This window comes from Klebsiella sp. X13, assembly GCF_003323835.1.
Taxonomy (GTDB): Bacteria; Pseudomonadota; Gammaproteobacteria; order Enterobacterales; family Enterobacteriaceae; genus Klebsiella; species Klebsiella ornithinolytica.
This window is the reverse complement of sequence record NZ_CP030875.1, coordinates 1-21,051: the sequence shown is the minus strand read 5'-3', so window position 1 is coordinate 21,051 and position 21,051 is coordinate 1. Positions and strand designations below refer to the sequence as shown.

The following is a 21,051-nucleotide window of genomic DNA, read 5'->3' as shown; positions in this document are numbered from 1 at the left end:
ATTGCGGGTTTTTTATTTCTATATTATTGACCAATAAGAATTAATTTTGTATATAAAATACATCACATTTTAATTATTAAGGAGAATATTATGGAAAACTTCCCAAAAGAACTATTTACTTCAAAAGATGTTGCCGGGTTTGAAAAATATATTATAGATAATGGCATTGGTAAGGATGATTGGCTTACAACAAATCATCACACTCTATTGTTATACACACTACTTTATAAGAAATATAAAGATTATGAAATGTCTAAAATGCTTATTAAATACTTTGATATAAACAACCAAGACAGAGAAGGTAAAACAGTTTTATTTCACGCCGTCATAATGGGTAATGTTCCAGCAATTAAATTTTTTGTTGTTAATGGTGGCGATGTTTTAATAAAAGATAACGCCGGAAGAAAAGCCGCTGATTATGCTGCGATGTTAGACATAGAGAACAGTCAGGCAATATCTCGCATGTTGTTATCAGAAGAAAATAAGGCTAAGAAAAAGGCTTAATCATGGATATAAAAGAAGCGTTAATTACAGCAATAAAACAGAATCGAGGTGATATTATCTATGATCACTTCATGTTTCAAACATTAGAAGTTAAACTTAATGCCCTTATTTACTTAATCAGGGTATTGAAAGAAGACGAACAAGGTAATCACTTTATCAATATAATGATTCAGTTAATAGCAAAACCTGAATATCTGAATACTGTTGTTGATACATTAACGCCTCTTCAAGAGGCTGTTATACAGGATAAACTTTCTTTCTTTAACTTCCTGTTAATGAATGGCGCTTCACTTGAAAAGCGAAATAAGCAAGGTTTGAGCGGGTATGATCTCATATTGAAGATTGGTAATGACCGTTTTTTAGATTTTATCATTCAGTATGAAAATGTTCTGACAGAAGTTTATAAGTCCAGAAGATACAAATAGAAAAAGCGCCGGAGAAGCGCTTTTCTAATACTACCAATTCAACATTTTATATAAAAGGATACTTTATGTTTGACACCTGTTTTCATTATTTAATATAGGGTATTAATTAATTTCTAACTGGATAGATATTAAGTAATCAATTTATTTTTACCTGTCAATCGCAATTAGAAAATATTTTCAAAAAAGTGAAAAAAGTAGTTGATCGTCATAAACGAAATACATACGATAGTTCACATCGAAGCAGTCATATTTGCTTCTGATAGTTAAATGATACGTAGGTTCAGGCTTTAGCCCTCCATCTTTCGATAGATGGGTATCAACCAACCGCCGGAATGGTTCCGGCCTGTTCCATCTCAATGATGGGGCTGATCTAACTATCAGAAGGTTGGTTTATGACTGTATCTATCCAAAACCCCCCATCATTAAGCTTAAAGCCCCTCTACATGTGGGCTGGCGGCAAATCTAAGCTACTCAAAAGCTACCAGACCTATCTACCAGACCTGAACAGCGTAAGCGCATACGTAGAGCCATTTTTTGGCGCTGGCGCTCTCTTTGCGTCTGTTAAGTCTACCTACAGCCATATCCCGGCAATCATCAATGACGTAAACCCGGAGCTTATCGCTCTACTGAACACTATCAAGCATGATCATGATGAGCTGATTACCCATCTGCAGGAGCTGGAAGCGGTCTATCTTGGTTATCGTTCTCTGGAAGTGAGGAACTACCACTTTTACCGTGTCCGGGAACAATACTGGAAAGCACAGATCGGAACCGTCCGGGCATCTGCTTTGCTCTTCTTTTTGCTCAGAACCGGCTTCAATGGAATCTGGCAGGTTTCACGCAAAACAGGCCGCTACGGAACGGCTGCAGGACTGCTTAACCATACAACAAGCCTCTTTGATTACTCTCTACTGAAAGAGTGGCATACCGCCCTGCAGGAAACATCTATCCAGTGTGGCTCTTATGCTGATCTCGATGTGCCGGAAGGGGCTTTTATCTACTGTGATCCACCTTACCGGGCGAGCTACGCCGATTATGGCCATGCATTCACTGATGAAGACCATCAACAACTGATCTCATGGTGTCGTAAGCAACAGGAACGGTGCTGTAATGTCTGGTTAGCTAACCGTGAGGCTAATGATGGTTTCTTTGAAGAACACGCCTCTGATGCCTCTGTAGTGCGTTTTGACATTACCTATACGGCAGGAAGACGTAAGAAAACAGCGAATGGCTATAAGGCCGTTAAAGCTACTGATTTGCTCCTTATGTGGAGTAGGCACGAACACACCCAAAATGCAGCGTAATTATTTTTTTACAACAAAAGGAAAATACTATGAAAGAAGATATTTTGAACGTGATTGAAAGTAAAGTTAGCCCATTGATAAAAGTTTGGATGAATGATGGAAAATCATCATTAAACATAAGTAAAGAGAGATACATAAAAGACAGCATTGATAGCAAAGAAGATGTTGATATAAAACTTCTCGCTGTTAAGTATCTTTTACTTGAGTATGTTAATGAATATGCTCCTGATGATTACATTGAAGAAATGACAGAAAGGTTAAATCGCATGTTTGATGATGTAAACCCTATGTGTTCTCTTTTTTATGGTGTTTTTGATATCAGAATGGTTAGCTATTCATTCGAATATTATCTTTCTCATTTCTATTACATGCTGATGGTTATTAGCGGTGATAGTGAAGATGTAGATTATGTGATGAATCTTATTAAAAACAAAGAGGCGTAATATGGTTAACAGAACATTGAATGTTATAAGTATTCAGAAAACCAAAAGGAATGAATCCATTTTGAAAGACTGGATTACCGATTATGACGGCATAGAGTTATTTCTATTAGATCATGGACTATTGATTGAAAGAAGAGAAGACACTGAAAGCAATCATTTTATACTGGTAAAAAGAAAGCGGAAGGAATGGCTTGATTTTTATTTTATTAGCAATAATGAAAACCATCATGATGCAGAGGATATTTTACTTGATATTACCAGTATGTTTGATAGTTGTGCCGCTATAACTTCAATAACAAGCTGGGGTGAAGGTAGCTACAAAAGCTGTGAAACATCATGTTTATTTGAATGTGGTGAGTTGTTTTATTCTTATAAACATATTTCAGGAGAAAGAAGCTTTAAATGGCCTCGTTATGTTTCGAGTGCTTTTAACGAATGGTTAAATCTTGACGCTATTTAGATAACAAGAAGGAATATTGAATGAAAAAAACAGATATTATTTTAAAAAATGAGCAAAGCCTCGCTCTTAAAATAGCAACCATAACAACTAATATGTTGGCAAAATACATTTATGAAGGAATAAAAAAACTTGATGGTGAGAGTTTGGCTAAATATGAAGACTTAGCTGGGTTTCAATCTCATGAGGAAGATATAGATGTTTATGAAGTTTTAGAGGATATAGAAGCATATCAAAATGACGTTATAGATTCATTAGAAACAGATATTTTTTGTGAAAATATAATAACTAACTTTTATGGGAAAAATCATGAATATGAAGCAGTCCATTTTGACACAGAAGAAGAGTTAAACGAGTTTCTTTTAGAAGAAGATCTATTTATCATTAATGACTCTTTAATTATTAATGATGTTTCCGATGATTTAGATGCTTGCTCACAAGTTTTGGAAATGCTTGAAGCTGATAAAAAAGATAACGATGAATAACAGGAACATTAAATGAAAAAAACAGATGAATTACTTAAAAAGAAACTGATTAAACAGATTCAGGCAATCAGTGATAACACACACAAAAGCTTTTCAGCCTTTGCTTTTGCGGCAGCTACCGCCGCAAGGGATACAACCCGGCTTTATGTCTCTGAGATCGAAACAGGAGATTTCTTGGTAAGGCCGGATGTATACGCAAGAACACGCTACAGCAAGATCTGTGATGCCATAGAGACATACATAGAGCTGGTATCAGTCTCTGAGCCGTATACAGACCTGTTAAGCGATGTATTCCATCAACTACAGCTTGATTACGCACCACAGGCCAAGAGAACAGGACAGTTCCATACACCACGTTCGTTAGCTAATGGCGTTGCGAGATTTGTGGGTAATACGTTCTACAAAGCAGAACTTGATTTGTGTTGCGGTATGGGAACGTTAGCTCTGGCAAGGGGAAGATACGCTCTGGAACAAGGCAAGAGTATTTGTGTAATGAAAGGAGTAGATATCGATCCAACTTCTATAGCAGCGTGTTTTGCTCAGTTGGCATACAACAATCTAAAAAATCCGGTTTTTCATTTGATAGATTTAAAGTGCATGAACGCTGTTATGTATTATGGCGATGAATGGGATATTCACTATCGAATTAAACTTGATGATAAAGAAGTAGATAATAACGATAAGTGCTTAGATATGGCGATAGGTTGAAGAATAACAATGAACAAGAGGAGCATTAAATGAAAAAAACAGATGAATTACTTAAAAAGAAACTGATTAAACAGATTCAGGCTATCAGTGATAACACACACAAAAGCTTTTCAGCCTTTGCTTTTGCGGCAGCTACCGCCGCAAGGGATACAACCCGGCTTTATGTCTCTGAGATCGAAACGGGTGATTTCTTGGTAAGGCCGGATGTATACGCAAGAACAAGCACCAGTGCTATCTGTGATGCCATAATGACATACATAGAGCTGGTATCAGTCTCTGATCCGTATACAGACCTGTTAAGCCCTATCTACAGTGAACTCATACTTGATGGAGCGCCACAGGCCAAGCGAAACGGGCAGTTTTACACACCTGATTCTGTAGCTACAGCCGTTGCCGAAATGATGGGGAACAGAGTCAACATCATAGAGCTTGATATGTGTTGTGGTATGGGAGCTTTATCACTCGCAAGAGCTAAATACAAACTGGAGCAAGGCCAGCAGATAACCAAGATGATTTGCATAGATCTTGATGATGTGGCTATAGCCTGTTGTTTTGCTCAGTTGGCGTACAACAACCTAATGAATACGGTGATCCACTCTATAGAGCTATGCTGTAGAAACGCTATCACTGATTACAATCAAGGTTATGAAACGACAATCAGTTATCGTTTAAAGATTAATGAAGCTAAAAAATACCGTCAAGAAATGGAATATTTAGATTTAGCAACAGGGTGATAAACCCTGTTTGCGACATTGATAACTTAATTATCAGTTGTGATTATTAAGTAAGATTTAGTATGCATTATTAGAGAGTGGCGTATTTACTGGGTTTAAAGCGGCTACATCAAATGCCTTTAAAATAATAGCATCGACTCTATTTTTTAATTTATCGTTATCTATTGACTTTCTCTTTATTTGTTTTAATTACAAATGTGAGGCTATCAATAATGACACCTCGCTAAATATTAACTAATGAATAATGGAGATTGTTATGAAAAGAACAGAAAAGTATTTTGAAAGAAAAGCAGACCAAGTATTAAAGGCATTATTTGGAAAGTGTAATTTAGTTTTATTAACAGGTGATACTGTTTTATGCGGTAAAGTTGTTTCTGAATTGAAAGCTAAATCCTCATTAGAAAGGAAGGTAAAAACACCCAAACAAAACACAAAGACTATTTACAATCATAGATCAGAGTTGATTTTTGAATATGATATTGAACATCCTAAGTTTTCAGACTGTAAGAGTGTTGAAGTAGTATTCATTGAAAGAGCTGATTATACCTATAGAGATGGTGATATAAATATAGCTCTTGATGCTTTAAAAGATAAAGATATAAAAGTTGTTTTAACATCCAATAAAAGCAGAAAAGAAATTGCTTACCTCTTAAAAAATAGACCTATGAAGACTATTGAAGTCAACTACCTTGAAAACAAAGCTTCTAAGAGAACAGCAGCAAACAAAGAAGCTATAGAAGCATTTGACACGGTAGAAACGTTCCCTGATGAGATACCACTCTCGGAAGTAGATAACGATGATGTGTTATCGGAACAGGCAATTAATGACATGCTTAACATGTATACTGAAAAAAATAACACTGAGACTGATGATTTATTAAATGAGATCTCATATCTTAAATCTCAACTAAAGGAAGAAGAGGAAATATCTAACTGTGGAAGAAAGTTATTAGAAGAGGCTGATGAATTTATACAGGGATTGATTGCTGAAAATAAAAAACTAAAAGAAGAAGTTAAAGAACATTCCATTGATTTATTCAGATTAGAAATGATTAATGATTTGAATGAAAGTGATTCTACTATGTATAAAAAAGAATACAATCAATTAAAGGATGAGAAAGAAGCTTTAACGTTAAGAATAGAAACTCTGGAAGAGGAAAAGAATAAAGCAGATGAGGATTATGATTACATTGTTCTCGAAAACATGACTCTTCAAAGTGAAATAATAGGTTTAGAAAGAAAGATTGAAGAATTAAAAAAAGAGCATGATGAAAAGATTAATAGTCTATATGGCGAGTTAGAGTATATTATAAAAAAGAAGAAATAAAGGAAGTGATTATGAAAAAAGATTATGAGCACTTAGAATTATCGGAAGAAGACGATGAGTTCTTACTTACTTGTGAGGATGATGATTTTGAAAATGAATCCAGTAAGGAAATGACCTTTGATGATTTCATTAATAAACAGTTTGATTTCATGGCGGCTTTTAGTCTTGGTTTTCTTATGGTGTTGGCGTTCATTATATACTTGCCGTTCTTATTATTATCAACAACCGGGTTTGCTTTTTACAAGATGCTCAAGCAAGTATTTTAAATAATTAAAGGAGGAGGTTTAACTATCTTCTCTTTTTTAATTTATTTTCTCAATTAAACTTGACTTATAGTTAAAATATAATACAACATATCTATGAATAGAAATATTCATTACATTATAAACATTAAAAAAGGAAAACATTATGAAAATAGAAAACATACAAGAAGAAATAAAATCAGCATTTGAAGATAAAAGAATAGTAGTTGTGCGTGGTGGAAATATGTCTCACAGAGATGAGATTATGTTAGGCTTGAAGGATTTAAATATTGAAGGAATAGATAACATAGTTTTCTATAACGATTCTAATATTACAAAAGCTGCTCTCAGACGAGTAATGATGGAATCTATAAACACCTTATTTGTTTTTGACCATCTCGATATTAGTATATCTGAAAAAACTTATGACAAGCACTTTGGCGGAGAGGTAGATCAAATAAGAGGTATAGGTTATAGCTATTTTGCTATGGTTAACGATAACAGTTATGCAAATCGAATATTTGAAAAGCCATCTAATAACAACAAGGTTTTATCATTTACGAATGATAAGGTTTTTTTAAGTCCATATCTTGAACAACACACGAAAGAAAACTATGGCATAGAAGTTATCACAATAAAATAATAAGAGGAAATAAATTATGAATACAGTAAATAAATATATAAAAAATAAAACAACTCAAGTTAAAAAAGCTATATACTCAAGCAAAGTAATTATTTTAACAGGTGGAGAAGCCACAGGTAAAACTTCAATACTTAATCTATTGCGTAATAGCTCATCTAATACCAGATCAGAAAAACTTGATGCATGGAAGACTAAAGCATTTGGTTTAACATCTACAAAATTAAGTATTAACACAATCATCATTGATGGTATAGAACGTGATTGTCTTTTATTAGATGATTCGAGATTAGAGATAACTAAGCTTCACGCTCTAATGGACTATTTACGCTTTAAACATATCAGACTTGTTCTTACAACAACACTAAACCCTAAAGAGTTTAAAGAGCTGATTGGACATAAGCAGGTTAAAACATTTGTTTTAGAGCATGTTGAAGACGACAGTAAAGAAGACAAGGTTAATACGCTTATGAATATGATTGCTAAAATTGAAAACGAGTTGAAATCCCTTAAATCTGAACTGGCTAATGTTTAAAGTGATAAAAGATTTTATCAAAATGGCGAAACAAGGGGCATAAGCCCCTTTGTCATTTCTGGAGTAGCACACCAATGTAAGACTCTCGTATTCACCCTCGTAACAAAAGCAAAAGTTTACCATTGAGACGATATTTGATATTGTTTCAGTATCGCATAACGAGGTCATAACGATGATGTCAGGTCTTGATGGTGGAAATTTTATCCTTAGCTCAATGGCTAAGGAAAGGGTCAGATCAGGTCTACTTGATAGAGCAACAATACAAGGCTCTAAAGGCGAGTATACCGTGATTTTTGATGGTTCAGAGTGGGAAGGTAAGCCATTAGTCTTATGTAGCTCAAGACAGCCATACGAAGCACGGCTCTTCAAAAGCATTGATGGTGCGGTAGCCGAACTAATGCGCATAGGTTTAAGTGAAGCTTCAATCAAAAACACCACCAAATCGAACGATAAATAATCAGGTTTAACATGGATATGCAAAAAGAAACGCTTTTTTCAGAAGTAGAAACAGCTAACAGCAAGCAGCTTGCTGTATTAAAGGCTAACTTCCCACAGTGTTTTGATAAAAACGGGGCGTTCATTCAAGAGAAGCTACTTGAGATCGTCAAATCCTCGGATGTTGAACTCTCTAAAGAATCATACAGCTTAAACTGGCTGGGTAAGTCCTATGCCCGGCTGTTGGCTAACCTACCACCGAAGACGTTGCTCACCGAAGATAAAGACCATAACCAACGTGAAGAGAACAAGAACAGCCAGAATCTGTTGATCAAAGGGGATAACCTCGAAGTATTGAAGCATATGGTTAATGCTTATTCTGAAAAGATTAAAATGATTTATATTGACCCACCATATAACACGGGTTCGGATGGGTTCGCTTATAACGATGATCGCAAGTTCACGCCTGAACAGCTTTCTGAACTTGCAGGTATCGAGCTTGATGAAGCTACACGTATCCTCGATTTTACTGTAAAAGGTTCAAGTAGCCATAGTGCATGGCTGACATTCATGTATCCTCGTTTATATGTAGCTAAACAATTTTTAAAAGAAGATGGAGTAATATTTATTTCCATTGATGATAATGAATCAGCACAATTGAAATTAATGTGCGATGAGGTTTTTGGTGAGCAGAACTTTATATCTCAATTGGTTTGGGAAAAAAAGAAAAAAGGAACATTCCTTTCCAACACAATAAGCAGTGTTAAAGAATATATATACGTGTATTCGAAAGAAAAAGAAAAATTCAATGGCTTAATTGGTGAGATTAATCACTCTACCGAGACTTATCCATGTGTTAATGCAAGCAATAAGAGAGAAATCAGAACCATTCCTAAAGGAATAGTATCTAAATATAGAGAAAGCAATTACTTTATGAAAAAGGGTTCTGTTATCTCAGCGTCAACTATGGACCTTGTATTACATACTGATCTTATTATCAAAGACTCTAAACTTGCAGAGGATCTTAAGATTGAAGGGAACTGGCGTTATAAACAAGATGCAATGACTGAGTATGCTAATAACGGTGAGTTATATATTACTCAGGACTTATATCTAAGAAGGATTGTTGACGAGCCGAGATATAAAACTTTGAAAGATCTATTGCCCAGAGTTGGTGACGACACAGAAAGCAGCTTCAAATCTATTAACATAGATAACCTTTTTAGTGATGGGTGGGGGTCCAATGAAGATGGGGAAGAAGAGCTTAGGATCACATTAGGGAATAAAGGACTAATGTCTTTTCCAAAACCAAAAAAACTTATTGAAAAACTATGTGTTTCTTTACGAGATCCAAATGCAATAGTTATGGATTTTTTTGCGGGATCGGGAACTACTGGTCATGCTATAATGGAATTAAACTCTTTAGATAATGGTAATCGAAATTTCATTAATATACAGATAGATGAAAAAATAGCTGACGGCAGTGAGGCATTTAAAAACGGATACACATCAATTTTTGATATAACAAAAAACAGACTGACAGAATGTCGAAAAAGTATAATAAAAGAAAAAAGTGGCTGTGAAAGTGATCTTGGCTTCAAAATATTTGAAACAGTCAATGATTTTCGTACAAAAGATGAGTCAGAGCTTACGTTATCGAACCATACCTTCTTTGATGATGCTGTATTGACTCCTGAGCAGTATCACACCCTATTGACTACATGGTGCGTGTATGATGGTAGCTTGCTAACAACGCCAATTGAAGATGTTGATCTTAATGGCTACAAAGCGCACTTATGCGATGGTCGCCTTTATCTCATTGCGCCTAATTTCACCAGTGAAGCTCTGAAAGCTTTACTTCAAAAGCTTGATTCAGACAAAGACTTTGCACCTAACAAAGTCGTGTTTTATGGCAGCAACTTCGAAAGTGCGAAACAGATGGAACTTAATGAAGCACTAAAAAGTTATGCTAATAAAAAATCAATTGATTTAGATTTGGTGGTAAGGAACTAATCATGTCTAAAGGGTTCACATTCGAAAAGAATTTACCTCATCAAAAGGCTGGCGTTGATGCGGTGATGAATGTCTTTGTATCTGCCGTACCTCATCAGACGGATAATGTTGCTATTCGCCTGTTATCTAATCCAGAACTGAATCTGTCTGAACAGCAATACTACAACAACATAAAAAATGTTCAGGAGTTCAATGGTATTGAGCATTCAAAAGATAATTACGATGCTAAAAGCAACGTCATTGACGTTTCTATGGAGACAGGGACGGGTAAAACCTATACCTACACAAAAACCATTTTTGATCTGAACAAATATTTTGGCATTAATAAATTTATTATTATTGTTCCTACCCTATCGATAAAGGCCGGGACAGTTAACTTTTTAAAAAGTGATGCTTTAAAAGAGCATTTTAGAGATGATTACGAGCGTGAACTAAAGACTTATGTTGTTGAAAGTCAAAAAAGCTCTGGAAAAAACACAAAATCGTATATGCCTCAAGCTATCCATGATTTTGTTGAAGCAAGTAATTTTAACAAGAAATATATACACGTCCTTGTAATCAACTCAGGGATGATTAACTCCAAGTCTTTAACTGACTCTTATGATGTTGGTTTGCTTGATAATCAGTTTGATACGCCATTTGCTGCTCTTAGTGCGGTAAAACCATTCATTATCATTGATGAGCCTCATAAATTCCCTACGGGTAAAAAGACATGGGAAAATATTGAGAAATTTAATGCTCAATATATTGTTCGTTATGGCGCAACCTTTAGCGAGGGCTATAAAAACTTAGTTTATCGTCTGACAGCCGTGGACGCATTCAATGAAGATCTAGTTAAAGGTATTGATGCTTACATTGAAGATATGATTGGTGATGGTAATGCCAGCCTCAGATTTGTTCAATCTGATGGGAAAGAAGCCACTTTTGAACTGAATGAAAATGGCAACAAAAAAAAATTCAAATTAGCAAAAGATGAATCACTATCTAAAACACATAGTGCAATTCATGATTTAACGCTGGATGCCTTGAACAAGAGCACGGCAGTGTTGAGTAATGGTATTGAACTAAAAATTGGTAGTTCAATAAACCCTTACTCTTACGATCAGACGCTCGCTGATAACATGATGCTTAAAGCAGTCAAAGAACATTTTAAGTTAGAAAAAGAGTATCTGACACAAAGACCACGTATAAAGCCTCTTACTCTATTCTTCATTGATGACATTGAAGGGTATCGTGATGGTAATGATATTGCCGGAAGCCTGAAAACTAAGTTTGAAGCGTTCATTTTGGCAGAAGCGAATGAACTGTTAAAAACAGAAAAAGATGAGTTTTACAGAAACTACCTTGAAAAAACTGTTAAGGATGTATCTTCTGTTCATGGTGGTTATTTTTCAAAAGATAATAGTGATAAGGATGATAAAATTGAACAGGAAATCAACGAAATCCTTCATGACAAAGAGCGTTTATTATCTTTAGATAATCCTCGCCGTTTCATTTTCTCTAAGTGGACATTGAGGGAAGGCTGGGATAACCCTAACGTATTCCAGATTTGTAAGCTACGTTCGAGCGGTAGCACCACATCTAAACTTCAAGAAGTAGGGCGTGGGTTGCGTCTTCCAGTGAATGAATACATGTGTCGAGTGAAAGATCGCAATTTTACACTCAACTACTATGTTGATTTTACGGAAAAGGATTTTGTCGATTCTCTTGTCAAAGAGGTCAACAATAGCTCCTTCAAAGAAACTGTTCCAAGTAAGTTTACTGAAGAGCTTAAGGTTAAAATCCTAACTAAGTATCCTGAGCTTTCATCCAGAACGCTCATGAATGAAGTTTTTGATGATGAAATCATTGATGACAATGACAACTTCAAAGATTCTGATTCCTATACACGCTTAAAAGGTAAATACCCGGCAGCATTCCCTACTGGAGTAAAACCAAGCAAAATTAAAAAAGCTACCGATGGAAAAAAACGCACTAAAATGCGTGTTGGCAAGTTCAGTGAACTTAAAGATTTGTGGGATTTGATAAATCAGAAAGCTGTGATTGAGTATAAGATAAACAGCGAGAATGAATTCTTATCCATATTCAAATCATTTATGCTCGAAGAATCAGATAGATTTACTAAATCAGGCGTTCACACACGCATTGATAAAATTTACATTCGTGATAATACAGCAATGTCGAAAAGTATCATTAGTGATGATGATAACTTTGCTAAACTCAATACAATGAGCTATCGAGAGTTTCTTGATAACTTATCACAAACTATTTTTGCTAAACACGATACTTTGCATAAGGTGTTTTGTGATATAAAAGATACTATCAATATCACTGACTACCTGAACATTCAAACTATCAGAAAGATTAAATCTGGCTTTAGCAAGTATTTGTTGAACAATTCGTTTAATAAGTTCAGTCTTGGCTACAATGTGATATCAGGCTCTATTCATCCTACAAAATTCACTAATGCAGATGGTAATCCTCTAAGTGAGGTATTATCAAGTGATCTTGGTGTATTGCAGGATTATACAAAATCACCATTGGATTCATATCTTTTTGAAGAGGTCTTTTATGACTCAGAGCTGGAAAGACTTAACATAACAGATAAAGAGATCCTGTCTGTAGCTGTTTTTACGAAGATACCGAAGAACTCTATTAAAATTCCGGTGGCAGGAGGATACACGTATTCCCCTGACTTTGCTTATGTTGTTAAAACTACAAGTGGTGATTACTTAAACTTTATCATTGAAACAAAAAATGTTGATGGTAAAGATAGCTTACGCCTTGAAGAACAACGAAAAATTGAACATGCTCAGGCATTGTTTAATCAAATAAGCAAAACATTCAAAGTTGAATTCATGACTCAATTTGCTAATGATGAGATTTATGATTTAATAAAGAAAACACAAGCTTAGTTCTTAGTGATGAAGGAGGCGTTGACCTCCTTCAACAATATTAATACATCATGAAGAAACACAGATGAAATACAAAAGCTTAAATGATTTTCTGGATGATAAAAAACGCAAAGAACAGCACAGGAAACGTCTTGCTGATAAGTTGTTTCATACGGTTCGTTCAGGTAGTGATACTGAGATACAATCTGTTATAAAAGAATGCTCAGAAAGTGGCTTAGATTTTAAAGACGTAAAACATGATTACCTGTTAGAGTATTTTGATTCCTTCCATAACCGCTTTACCCCTCCTTCCATCCCCATCATTAAATTACTTATTAGCTATCAAAATAACATATCTCACAAAGCCAAATTAGCTTTTTGCCGTAATGTATATTACCGTGAAATTTTAAAAGAAGAAGACTTATATGAAGTTTCTGAATTAATTATAAAATAAAGTCTCAATATAGATTGACTTATATTTAAAATCCCTTATATATAATAATATACACAATTAAATATATGAGGGTTTAAAATATGAATTCTATAAAAGAGATTAAAACAATAGCTTTAGCTCATGGAATATTAAATGACATTAGAAAAGGCAGGAATCACAATGAAGTTTTCGCAAGTTCAGAAAGAATAGATGTTGATTATTTAACTAACTATTTAAGCGGCAAGCTTGGTAAGAAAATAACAACTTTCAAAAAACTTGATGGCATACTTTCATACAGCAAAAGAAAAAATGAAATAGTAGCGGGTTCTGTTTTCTTCTACGCTCCTGAAAATGATCAGGACAGTGAGAAAGAAGCTCAGTTCTTAAAGTTGTTAACTTTCAAGTTAGCTCAAAGTAATTCATTCTTCATACATTTTAAAGACCAGAATAAAGGAGGGTTATAATGATATTGGATTCAATTAGTTTTAATGAACACGATTACCACTTGGTTTCTAATACAACAGCGACATACGAAATAAAACTAAAAATAGTCAAAGTTTTACGTGGGCGTAAGTTTGAAAGGTTCAGGGTAGATAGTCCGTTTGTCGAAATACTCAAAGTGGCATATGCCCCGGCAGGTAAGAAAAGAGCAAATGAAACAACGAGTATTATTGAGCAAATGAAAGAGGACTTAACAAACATAGTTCTTGAAGAGGCGGTAAAAACACAGGGTAAGGCAATGAGTTTTATAAAAGGTGATTCAGATGGAGATGATAAATGATTTATTGGTGTTAGTAAAAACAAGTGCGTTTGTGATGGGGTTGTATTTTTCATGTGTTTATACAGAAAGAACACGAAGAGACATTATAAGGGCGTGGTTTAAAAGGAATATAATAGTTGTTGAAAAGCTTATGACTGTAAGCGGTAGTATAGAAGAAAGCACTTTCAAAAAGGATTGGTTTAATCCAAAAGATTACTTAAAGTTTACGATGGCAACAATAACCATACTCTTTTTTATAAGTCTAACAGCAAAGGCAGTAGGTATTGATGAAGGCATAATTATCATGATGATGATTCACTTATGGATTTTATCAATGTTAATTATCAGAAGATACAGAAAACAAAAAAGAATCAACGCAAGAACCAAAAGCAGCAGAGAAGCTTTTAATGGAATGAGCGTATTTTTAAACTAATAAAAGAAGGATTACATTATGAATATATTATCAATAGTATCTGGCGTTATAGTATTTTGTTTATTTATAGCGTTTTTTATTTATACAGGCATTAACATCAAAAACAGTAAGAAATTAACAAAGATATATAAAAATATAGGATGGTTAGGAGTTGCTTTATTAGCTTCATTATTCATATCAGTTCATTTATCAAGAGAAGTTCACATTATTCTATCTCTTATATTTGTTCACTATTTAAAAATCACCTATTCAATGACTTTTATTTTGGGTATTTTCTTCTTAGGAAAGAAAATCCATTCAAAAATAAAAGGTTTTTTCAAGCCAAAGTTTGCGGCATAAGGAGGTTTCAATGAAAGGACGTAGAAAAGGATTTAGCCTGATTGAAATGTTATTAGTGCTGGTAGTTGCTACTGGCATCGCCGGAGCAACGTTTTACGGGTATAGCAAGCTGCAGGAAGGGTTCAGAACAAGCAACGCTATACGTGATCTGGCAACTATCAGTAAAGCCATGAGCGCTATAACAGCTTCTAAGCCCACTGTAGCTGAAGCTAACAGTATGCTCATCAGTTCAAAGAGTCTTCCCTCTACGATGGTAGACACCAGAACTAACACGCTTGTGAATGCTTATGGCGGTAAGCTCACTATAACGGCTCACAACGGCTTGGACGACTCTTATGATGTGTCTTACTACAATGTGCCACCAAGCGCCTGTTCTACGCTTGTAAGCAGCGGCAGGGTGGTTTACAGGAACGTAAGCAACACCACATCAGGATCTAAGATTGCGGCCACATCCAGCATGGCAGACATAACCGCTTTCTGTTCCAGCTTTAAAACCAGTTCAGTGCTTGTTTTTACCAACGCCGACTAACCAAAAGCCCCGACCGGGGCTTGTCTTACCCACCTAACAAAAGCCTAATTAACTAATTGATTTAACTAGTTTTTATTGATACTGTCACGCCGATCTGGTGCATAACTGACCACTTTTATAATGAATGAGGGTTGAGTATGAAAAAGTTTATGGCGGTTGCGGTTATCGGTATGGCTTCACTTCTGGCTGGTTGTAATGACGGCATTTATGGCGAATACATCAGTAAGCAGTATGGGGTAAGGCTTGATATTGAAAAGGACGTAATCAAGTTTAAAGACAGCACATTTAATGTTAAGTCATGGGATGAAAGCCAAAAACCTGTATACATTGCTAGAACACAAAACAAAGACATTGGATCTTGGACTTTCAAAATTGAGAAAGTAAAACAGGGCGTAGTTTATCAAGGCGTAGTTTTCGAAAAGGATTAATAAAATGGAAAATAAAACTGTTCGCTGCCCATTTTGTGATCACGAAACAAAACACGGCTTAGGTGTGTGTTTACCTTGCGGAGCAAACATAACATACGGTAAAGCACCGTTATGGTTTGGTCAAATTGGCGCTTTATTATCTGTCGTATTAAGCTTTGTGGTGCTGATTTTTTCAGAGAATATGTTTATTGGTTTAGCTTCTCTATTTGTGTTTTTGATCTTAACCTTTATTCTCTCTAAAACCATCTATTCAGAAAGAGTAGTATTCTCAAGATAAAAGTTTTACAAGCCCCGTTCAGGGGCTTTCTTTTTTTAAAATCGAAATAAATTTGATTTATGCTTTTGTCATAGTGTTAACTTTAAGTATTAAAACCTAAAGGAAAACATTATGAATAACATTCAGCATTTATCAAAACTCATCACTGAAATCAAAAACCCTTCATCACCTTCGAATGCTGCAAATCTAATAAAAGGCATTGAGCTATTTACTGGCTTTTGCCTTTATCTTGTTTGTGATGGATTAGCCAAGAAAGATTCTTTATTCAAAATAACATCTGAATTTTTTGATGGCAACATAATCAAAAACATGTCTAAGAATGAGGTTGTTAAATATACAAAAGCAGCAGACGCCGCTTTTCTCTACATGGACATTATAAAACAGGAAGAAGCCTTTACAGACGTTCTATCAGAGCTGTTTGAAGATCTCTACCTTACGGGTAAGAACGGCGACGGATTAGGCCAGTTCCTTACTCCTATGGACATTAGCAGCCTTACAGCGTCATTACAGGCAACATCAGGGCAATCAGGAACGTTCTATGAAGAATGTTGTGGCGCAGGCTCTATGACACTGGCAAGGCTCAGAGAACGCTGTAGGAGAGAAGGACACTATCTTGAACAGGCTGTTCAAATGAACGACATAGATCCACTAATGGTTAAGATGGCTATTGTTCAGATTATGGCTCCAGTAGCTTTTAAAGACGTAGATATAAAATCAGTCAAAATATTTAATGGCAATGCGTTATTAAACAACTTAAAACAATCCTTTAGTTATACCTCTTATCATAATAAAAAAAAAGTATAAAATAAATTAGACTTTTTCTTTTTTATAGATTAAAGATTATTAACCAAAACAAAAAAGGAGAAGTCATATGATAAAACACAAAACATTTATAGACGAATTAAAGGCTAAAGCAAAAGTATTATCTCAAGGGGAGGCTGTTATTCTGTTAGACGAAATAAACAGAAGAGAAGGGTTTCAGGCGACAATAGATTTTGTGTCAGATAACTTACCAGCATTAAGAGATCACTTTATAAATAACACTGTTAACCTTAATGGCTGTAGAAATATTAATTCAGTTTTGATTAATATGTTAATAGCACACTTTCAGAGCGTATATCTAAAATCATTTATACCAACAGCCAATAATAAAACCACTATAAAAAGGATATAACTACACCGTTTATCTGAAACATAAAGTAAAAGTATATTTAACTATATACTTTTATTTTATATCGGTTATAACTATATATATAAACCAAAACAAAGGAGAACAGTATGAAATACAATAACCCACTTGAGATAGCAACTATAACAACGAAAGTTTTAGCACATTATATTTATCAAGCAATATCAGACCTTGAAAAAGAAGATTATATTAAATATGACAACACCGATTATATCAAAGACTATTTAGATAGCGCTATTGATTCATTAGGAAGCGATGGTTTTTATACCGGTGTTATCAATTCATATTATGGTATGAATCATGATTTTGGTCATGACTACTTTGATACAGAGGATGAGTTAAAAGAGTATGTTTTAAAAGCTAACTTATATCTTATCAATGACTCTTTAGCTGTTGATGATGTATCAGATGAATATGATGCTTGTGAGCAGGTTTTAGAAATGCTTGAAGCTGACAGAAACGAAAACGATGAGTAATATTAACATAGCCCCGAAAGGGGCTGTTATATGGAGGTGTTAATTATGATTATCATAAAGCAATACTTAATAAAAGAATTTGAAAAGTTAGTAAAAGACTTTGGTTTTAATCCTTTCGAGGGGAGTATTATATTTGAAAGGCCATTTATTATTTCATTGGTATTAGTAATATTAGTTGCTGCCTTTAACAGTTTAAATATACAAGTAGCATTAGTTAATGAATTGGTTTCCGCATTAGGTATCAGTTCGGTTATAGTCATGAGTTATTATGTAGCAAGCAGGTTTTATCTAATGCCATTTCAAATATTATTTGTGCTTTTGTATATTGTGGAGATTACATCATGGGAATGAAAATGATATTCAAAAGGTTTGCTAAAGGATGTGCGTTTATAGCAATTGGTAGTATCACTGCACCTTATCATCTAATTTATGCTCAAATAAACCCGGAGGTTTTCTCAAGACGCTACAATATTAGTAAACAAGAGGTAGAGCGAATTAATGATTGGTTTTTAAGTTGGCAAAATCCTTTTATCCATTGTTTTTTGTTCTTTGGTTTGTGGTCTTTAATGTTTTTATTTTTATATGTGGTTTCTATTAAAACAAAAAAGATTGATTAAAAAGGATGTATATCTACCGCTTGTCGGAAACATAAAGGATTTGTATATTTTACTATATACTTTTACTTTATATCGGTTATAGGTATATACATAAACCAAAACAAAAGGAGAAGTATAATGAAAATAGAACACACAACAGTAATGATAGATAAATCCTTAGATGATGCAATAATGGATTTGAAAAGGAGAGAGAAAATAAAAAGAACAAACGATAATTTTATAGCAATGCTCAAAGGTGAAAAACATATTGTATCTTTTGAAGCGGCACAAGAAGCAGACTTTGAAATGGCTGAAGCTATAATGAGTTATTTTAAAAGTCCAACAAAAAGCAAATAACAATATTTAACGAGGTATTATATGGAAAAACAATTTATTAGCTTTCAACAAATCGTGAAGGAGATTAAAGAGCTTGAGTTAGAAAACAACGAAACTATGTATTTTAATGAGTTCTTAAACATACTTTATAGAGAAGAGTTATTGTCTTATGATGTTGAGCAGCATGAAGCATTTATTAAGAGCAATAGAGATTACATTGAATCCTTAAAACAGGATAGAGAACATAATCAATCCAAGTTTGTTATTGTTGTATATTTAAGAGACATGTATAAAGAGCTTAAGAAGCTGAACAGATCTGTAGGCTTGACAACAAGCAATAAAAATATTGAGCTTATTGAAGAATATGAGTCTATCAGTGGTCAGGAGAAAGAATTAGATAATGGTAAAAAAGCTGTTTTCTTAATTGACATGAAATATAAAAATAAAAAAGAGATCATAATCTGCATTATGGACGTTAACAAGAACCCTGCTGATTACAGCCCCTATGAAGACAGGACAGTATACAGGGAAGTGATTAATACGTTCAGGAGGCCAGTAGCTTACCTAAAGGCTCTACAGCGTGGTTTAGAAAAGTTTAGCAAATATTAAATAATATCTTTTTATATAGCATTTAAAAAGTTATATTATTTTTTACATTTATAACTATCAATTAAACCAAGAGAAACTATCAATACACCTTCATCTAAGGATTTAAGCTCATTATGGTTATTAATGTAATTTGATACATTTTTAACAACGGTAGCATTACTTTCATTCTGTGGGATACAAATATGTGATTGGATATTATTTAAAGATGCAATCCCGATTACATACCCAGAGAAAAAAGAACCTACACTTGTAATTTCTTTTTCATTATAATCCTTAGACATTTGATATAATTGTTCAGAATTAACACCTGATATAGCTGAAATAGGCAGCAATAAAAGTATAAAAATAATTTTTTTAAAATGCATCATGTTGGAAACCTCCTTTTGGTTAATGGTTATACTGTAGCTCATGTGAGCAACAAAAACAAGTAGTATATACTGATATAGACTATACTCTCTGTGTTGAAATCTGGCGTAGAACTAAGGTAATCAGGCACATCAGGGAGAAAGTAGAAGTATAACCAAAAGGCGAGTTTTACCTTATGCCGGAGCTGGAACCATAATGGCAGACCAGAAGATAACAGAGTATAGATTAGTATAATATAGTCTATACTCTTTGTTTTTGTCAGGGCGTTAGCCCTTCAGCACCTTCCCGGCCTTTACCAGTTCCTTTAGCTGTTGTTCTGAAAGGATGGCATCATGAGGAAGGGCAGAGTAGATGTTTCCAACTTTCCAGTTTCCCGGCTGTTCTGTTGGTTTCAGGATCACAACTGGTTCAGAGTCTTGCCCCTTCTCATAAATCCAGATTGCTCCAGTAAGGGTTTCATCTTCCATCTCAAAATCAGCTACTTCAACGTCGAAGTGTTTAGACAGTAGGGTAATCAGTTTCATGCTCGATGCTTCCTGTTATCGTTGGATTGATAATATTGTAGCTCAAATGAACCACAACTAGCAATTACAATATAGACTATACTAATCTATACTACTGTTAATTTGAGATCAGGTATCAAATAGGGTATGGGTTACTATGGGATTTAGGTTGATACCCATAAACCCAAACCAACAAAACCCAAAACCCTTAATTGCTTCCAACACCGCCATTAGCTACACTGTTCTACCTCGATCCTGTCCACCATACAAAGCTGTCCACCCTGCTAATTGGACTACTGGACAAGCAAATGGACAGTTTTAAACCCTAATTAGCTGTTGTCCACTGGACAGAACAACGTGTCCACTATACCAAATGGACAGATTGCAAGAGATAAAGCCTTATATATCAAGGCTTTACGGCTGGTGTCCACTTTGTCCAGTCTGTCCACCCACTACCAGACACACATACTGGACAGCCAAAAAATATAGCTGTCCACTTTGTCCAGCCTGTCCACCCACATAAAAATAACCAACCGGATCATATATGGATCGCTAATATGGGTTATGGGTTGGCGATATGGGTTGGGTTCTATACTCCCCTAATTTCCCTTTATGGGATGGGCTATAGCCC

The 21,051-nt window shown here is 34.7% G+C and carries 32 protein-coding genes; 30 read left to right on the top strand and 2 right to left on the bottom strand.

Annotated elements, in window-relative coordinates:
• Positions 1 to 90 precede the first annotated feature (90 nt).
• The 30 genes from DSD31_RS25980 to DSD31_RS25840 all read left to right on the top strand — a co-directional run bounded on the left by DSD31_RS25980 (position 91) and on the right by DSD31_RS25840 (position 19,551).
• Positions 91 to 504, top strand: a complete 414-nt coding sequence (locus DSD31_RS25980) for an ankyrin repeat domain-containing protein (RefSeq protein WP_001569502.1) — start codon at positions 91 to 93, stop codon at positions 502 to 504.
• Between the two features lie 2 nt (positions 505 to 506).
• Positions 507 to 929, top strand: coding sequence for a hypothetical protein (locus DSD31_RS25975; RefSeq protein ID WP_001569503.1), 423 nt, complete (start codon positions 507 to 509; stop codon positions 927 to 929).
• A gap of 392 nt (positions 930 to 1,321) precedes the next feature.
• Positions 1,322 to 2,233 carry a DNA adenine methylase gene (locus DSD31_RS25970; protein WP_113991423.1) on the top strand — a complete coding sequence of 304 codons (912 nt, stop codon included), beginning with the start codon at positions 1,322 to 1,324 and terminating at the stop codon, positions 2,231 to 2,233.
• A gap of 29 nt (positions 2,234 to 2,262) precedes the next feature.
• Positions 2,263 to 2,676, top strand: coding sequence for a hypothetical protein (locus DSD31_RS25965; RefSeq protein WP_060615691.1), 414 nt, complete (start codon positions 2,263 to 2,265; stop codon positions 2,674 to 2,676).
• Between the two features lie 61 nt (positions 2,677 to 2,737).
• Positions 2,738 to 3,136 (top strand): hypothetical protein, encoded by a 399-nt coding sequence (locus DSD31_RS25960; RefSeq protein ID WP_227538659.1) that lies wholly within the window; start codon positions 2,738 to 2,740, stop codon positions 3,134 to 3,136.
• Between the two features lie 20 nt (positions 3,137 to 3,156).
• Positions 3,157 to 3,618 (top strand): hypothetical protein, encoded by a 462-nt coding sequence (locus tag DSD31_RS25955; RefSeq protein WP_113991422.1) that lies wholly within the window; start codon positions 3,157 to 3,159, stop codon positions 3,616 to 3,618.
• A gap of 12 nt (positions 3,619 to 3,630) precedes the next feature.
• Complete coding sequence (locus DSD31_RS25950; RefSeq protein WP_050142446.1) at positions 3,631 to 4,326, top strand: N-6 DNA methylase; 696 nt, start codon at positions 3,631 to 3,633, stop codon at positions 4,324 to 4,326.
• A gap of 29 nt (positions 4,327 to 4,355) precedes the next feature.
• The gene (locus DSD31_RS25945; RefSeq protein ID WP_045351302.1) at positions 4,356 to 5,060 is read left to right on the top strand and encodes an N-6 DNA methylase; all 705 of its coding nucleotides are present in this window, start codon (positions 4,356 to 4,358) and stop codon (positions 5,058 to 5,060) included.
• A gap of 256 nt (positions 5,061 to 5,316) precedes the next feature.
• Positions 5,317 to 6,387 (top strand): hypothetical protein, encoded by a 1,071-nt coding sequence (locus DSD31_RS25940; protein ID WP_227538658.1) that lies wholly within the window; start codon positions 5,317 to 5,319, stop codon positions 6,385 to 6,387.
• An 11-nt stretch (positions 6,388 to 6,398) separates the two neighbouring features.
• The gene (locus DSD31_RS25935; RefSeq protein WP_113991420.1) at positions 6,399 to 6,653 is read left to right on the top strand and encodes a hypothetical protein; all 255 of its coding nucleotides are present in this window, start codon (positions 6,399 to 6,401) and stop codon (positions 6,651 to 6,653) included.
• A 142-nt stretch (positions 6,654 to 6,795) separates the two neighbouring features.
• The gene (locus DSD31_RS25930) at positions 6,796 to 7,272 is read left to right on the top strand and encodes a hypothetical protein (protein WP_059347871.1); all 477 of its coding nucleotides are present in this window, start codon (positions 6,796 to 6,798) and stop codon (positions 7,270 to 7,272) included.
• A gap of 16 nt (positions 7,273 to 7,288) precedes the next feature.
• On the top strand, positions 7,289 to 7,804 hold the full coding sequence (locus tag DSD31_RS25925) for a hypothetical protein (protein ID WP_001569513.1): 516 nt from the start codon (positions 7,289 to 7,291) through the stop codon (positions 7,802 to 7,804).
• Between the two features lie 172 nt (positions 7,805 to 7,976).
• A complete protein-coding gene (locus DSD31_RS25920; protein ID WP_077268739.1) occupies positions 7,977 to 8,261 on the top strand; it encodes a hypothetical protein in 285 nt (94 codons plus the stop codon).
• 11 nt (positions 8,262 to 8,272) lie between these two features.
• On the top strand, positions 8,273 to 10,252 hold the full coding sequence (locus tag DSD31_RS25915) for a site-specific DNA-methyltransferase (RefSeq protein WP_064776711.1): 1,980 nt from the start codon (positions 8,273 to 8,275) through the stop codon (positions 10,250 to 10,252).
• Between the two features lie 2 nt (positions 10,253 to 10,254).
• Complete coding sequence (locus DSD31_RS25910; protein WP_113991419.1) at positions 10,255 to 13,167, top strand: type III restriction-modification system endonuclease; 2,913 nt, start codon at positions 10,255 to 10,257, stop codon at positions 13,165 to 13,167.
• A gap of 64 nt (positions 13,168 to 13,231) precedes the next feature.
• Entirely contained in the window at positions 13,232 to 13,600 is a 369-nt protein-coding gene (locus DSD31_RS25905) for a hypothetical protein (protein WP_113991418.1), read from the top strand.
• Between the two features lie 80 nt (positions 13,601 to 13,680).
• Entirely contained in the window at positions 13,681 to 14,043 is a 363-nt protein-coding gene (locus DSD31_RS25900) for a hypothetical protein (protein ID WP_113991417.1), read from the top strand.
• Entirely contained in the window at positions 14,043 to 14,360 is a 318-nt protein-coding gene (locus tag DSD31_RS25895) for a hypothetical protein (protein WP_063809401.1), read from the top strand. The genes DSD31_RS25900 and DSD31_RS25895 overlap by 1 nt, the downstream gene beginning before the upstream one ends.
• Positions 14,344 to 14,772 (top strand): hypothetical protein, encoded by a 429-nt coding sequence (locus tag DSD31_RS25890; RefSeq protein ID WP_024192984.1) that lies wholly within the window; start codon positions 14,344 to 14,346, stop codon positions 14,770 to 14,772. Before DSD31_RS25895 ends, DSD31_RS25890 begins: the two co-directional genes overlap by 17 nt.
• A gap of 18 nt (positions 14,773 to 14,790) precedes the next feature.
• A complete protein-coding gene (locus DSD31_RS25885) occupies positions 14,791 to 15,111 on the top strand; it encodes a hypothetical protein (RefSeq protein ID WP_049111346.1) in 321 nt (106 codons plus the stop codon).
• A gap of 10 nt (positions 15,112 to 15,121) precedes the next feature.
• Positions 15,122 to 15,640, top strand: coding sequence for a type 4 pilus major pilin (locus tag DSD31_RS25880; protein WP_113991416.1), 519 nt, complete (start codon positions 15,122 to 15,124; stop codon positions 15,638 to 15,640).
• 137 nt (positions 15,641 to 15,777) lie between these two features.
• On the top strand, positions 15,778 to 16,068 hold the full coding sequence (locus DSD31_RS25875; RefSeq protein ID WP_063809397.1) for a hypothetical protein: 291 nt from the start codon (positions 15,778 to 15,780) through the stop codon (positions 16,066 to 16,068).
• 4 nt (positions 16,069 to 16,072) lie between these two features.
• The gene (locus tag DSD31_RS26275; RefSeq protein WP_128334257.1) at positions 16,073 to 16,345 is read left to right on the top strand and encodes a hypothetical protein; all 273 of its coding nucleotides are present in this window, start codon (positions 16,073 to 16,075) and stop codon (positions 16,343 to 16,345) included.
• A 111-nt stretch (positions 16,346 to 16,456) separates the two neighbouring features.
• On the top strand, positions 16,457 to 17,149 hold the full coding sequence (locus tag DSD31_RS25870; RefSeq protein ID WP_113991415.1) for an N-6 DNA methylase: 693 nt from the start codon (positions 16,457 to 16,459) through the stop codon (positions 17,147 to 17,149).
• A gap of 67 nt (positions 17,150 to 17,216) precedes the next feature.
• Complete coding sequence (locus DSD31_RS25865; RefSeq protein ID WP_113991414.1) at positions 17,217 to 17,519, top strand: hypothetical protein; 303 nt, start codon at positions 17,217 to 17,219, stop codon at positions 17,517 to 17,519.
• 104 nt (positions 17,520 to 17,623) lie between these two features.
• Positions 17,624 to 18,010 (top strand): hypothetical protein, encoded by a 387-nt coding sequence (locus tag DSD31_RS25860; protein ID WP_113991413.1) that lies wholly within the window; start codon positions 17,624 to 17,626, stop codon positions 18,008 to 18,010.
• A 45-nt stretch (positions 18,011 to 18,055) separates the two neighbouring features.
• Positions 18,056 to 18,361: a hypothetical protein gene (locus DSD31_RS25855; protein ID WP_162786339.1), complete on the top strand. Its 306-nt coding sequence runs from the start codon at positions 18,056 to 18,058 to the stop codon at positions 18,359 to 18,361.
• Positions 18,352 to 18,627, top strand: coding sequence for a hypothetical protein (locus DSD31_RS25850; protein ID WP_113991411.1), 276 nt, complete (start codon positions 18,352 to 18,354; stop codon positions 18,625 to 18,627). The genes DSD31_RS25855 and DSD31_RS25850 overlap by 10 nt, the downstream gene beginning before the upstream one ends.
• 117 nt (positions 18,628 to 18,744) lie before the next feature.
• Positions 18,745 to 18,963, top strand: a complete 219-nt coding sequence (locus tag DSD31_RS25845) for a hypothetical protein (protein ID WP_050142416.1) — start codon at positions 18,745 to 18,747, stop codon at positions 18,961 to 18,963.
• A 21-nt stretch (positions 18,964 to 18,984) separates the two neighbouring features.
• Complete coding sequence (locus DSD31_RS25840) at positions 18,985 to 19,551, top strand: hypothetical protein (RefSeq protein WP_113991410.1); 567 nt, start codon at positions 18,985 to 18,987, stop codon at positions 19,549 to 19,551.
• 35 nt (positions 19,552 to 19,586) lie between these two features.
• On the opposite strand, the gene DSD31_RS26270 is transcribed toward DSD31_RS25840, so the two are convergent.
• On the bottom strand, positions 19,587 to 19,919 hold the full coding sequence (locus tag DSD31_RS26270) for a hypothetical protein (protein ID WP_063815447.1): 333 nt from the start codon (positions 19,917 to 19,919) through the stop codon (positions 19,587 to 19,589).
• A gap of 264 nt (positions 19,920 to 20,183) precedes the next feature.
• Positions 20,184 to 20,441: a hypothetical protein gene (locus DSD31_RS25835; RefSeq protein WP_113991409.1), complete on the bottom strand. Its 258-nt coding sequence runs from the start codon at positions 20,439 to 20,441 to the stop codon at positions 20,184 to 20,186.
• Between the last annotated feature and the right edge of the window lie 610 nt (positions 20,442 to 21,051).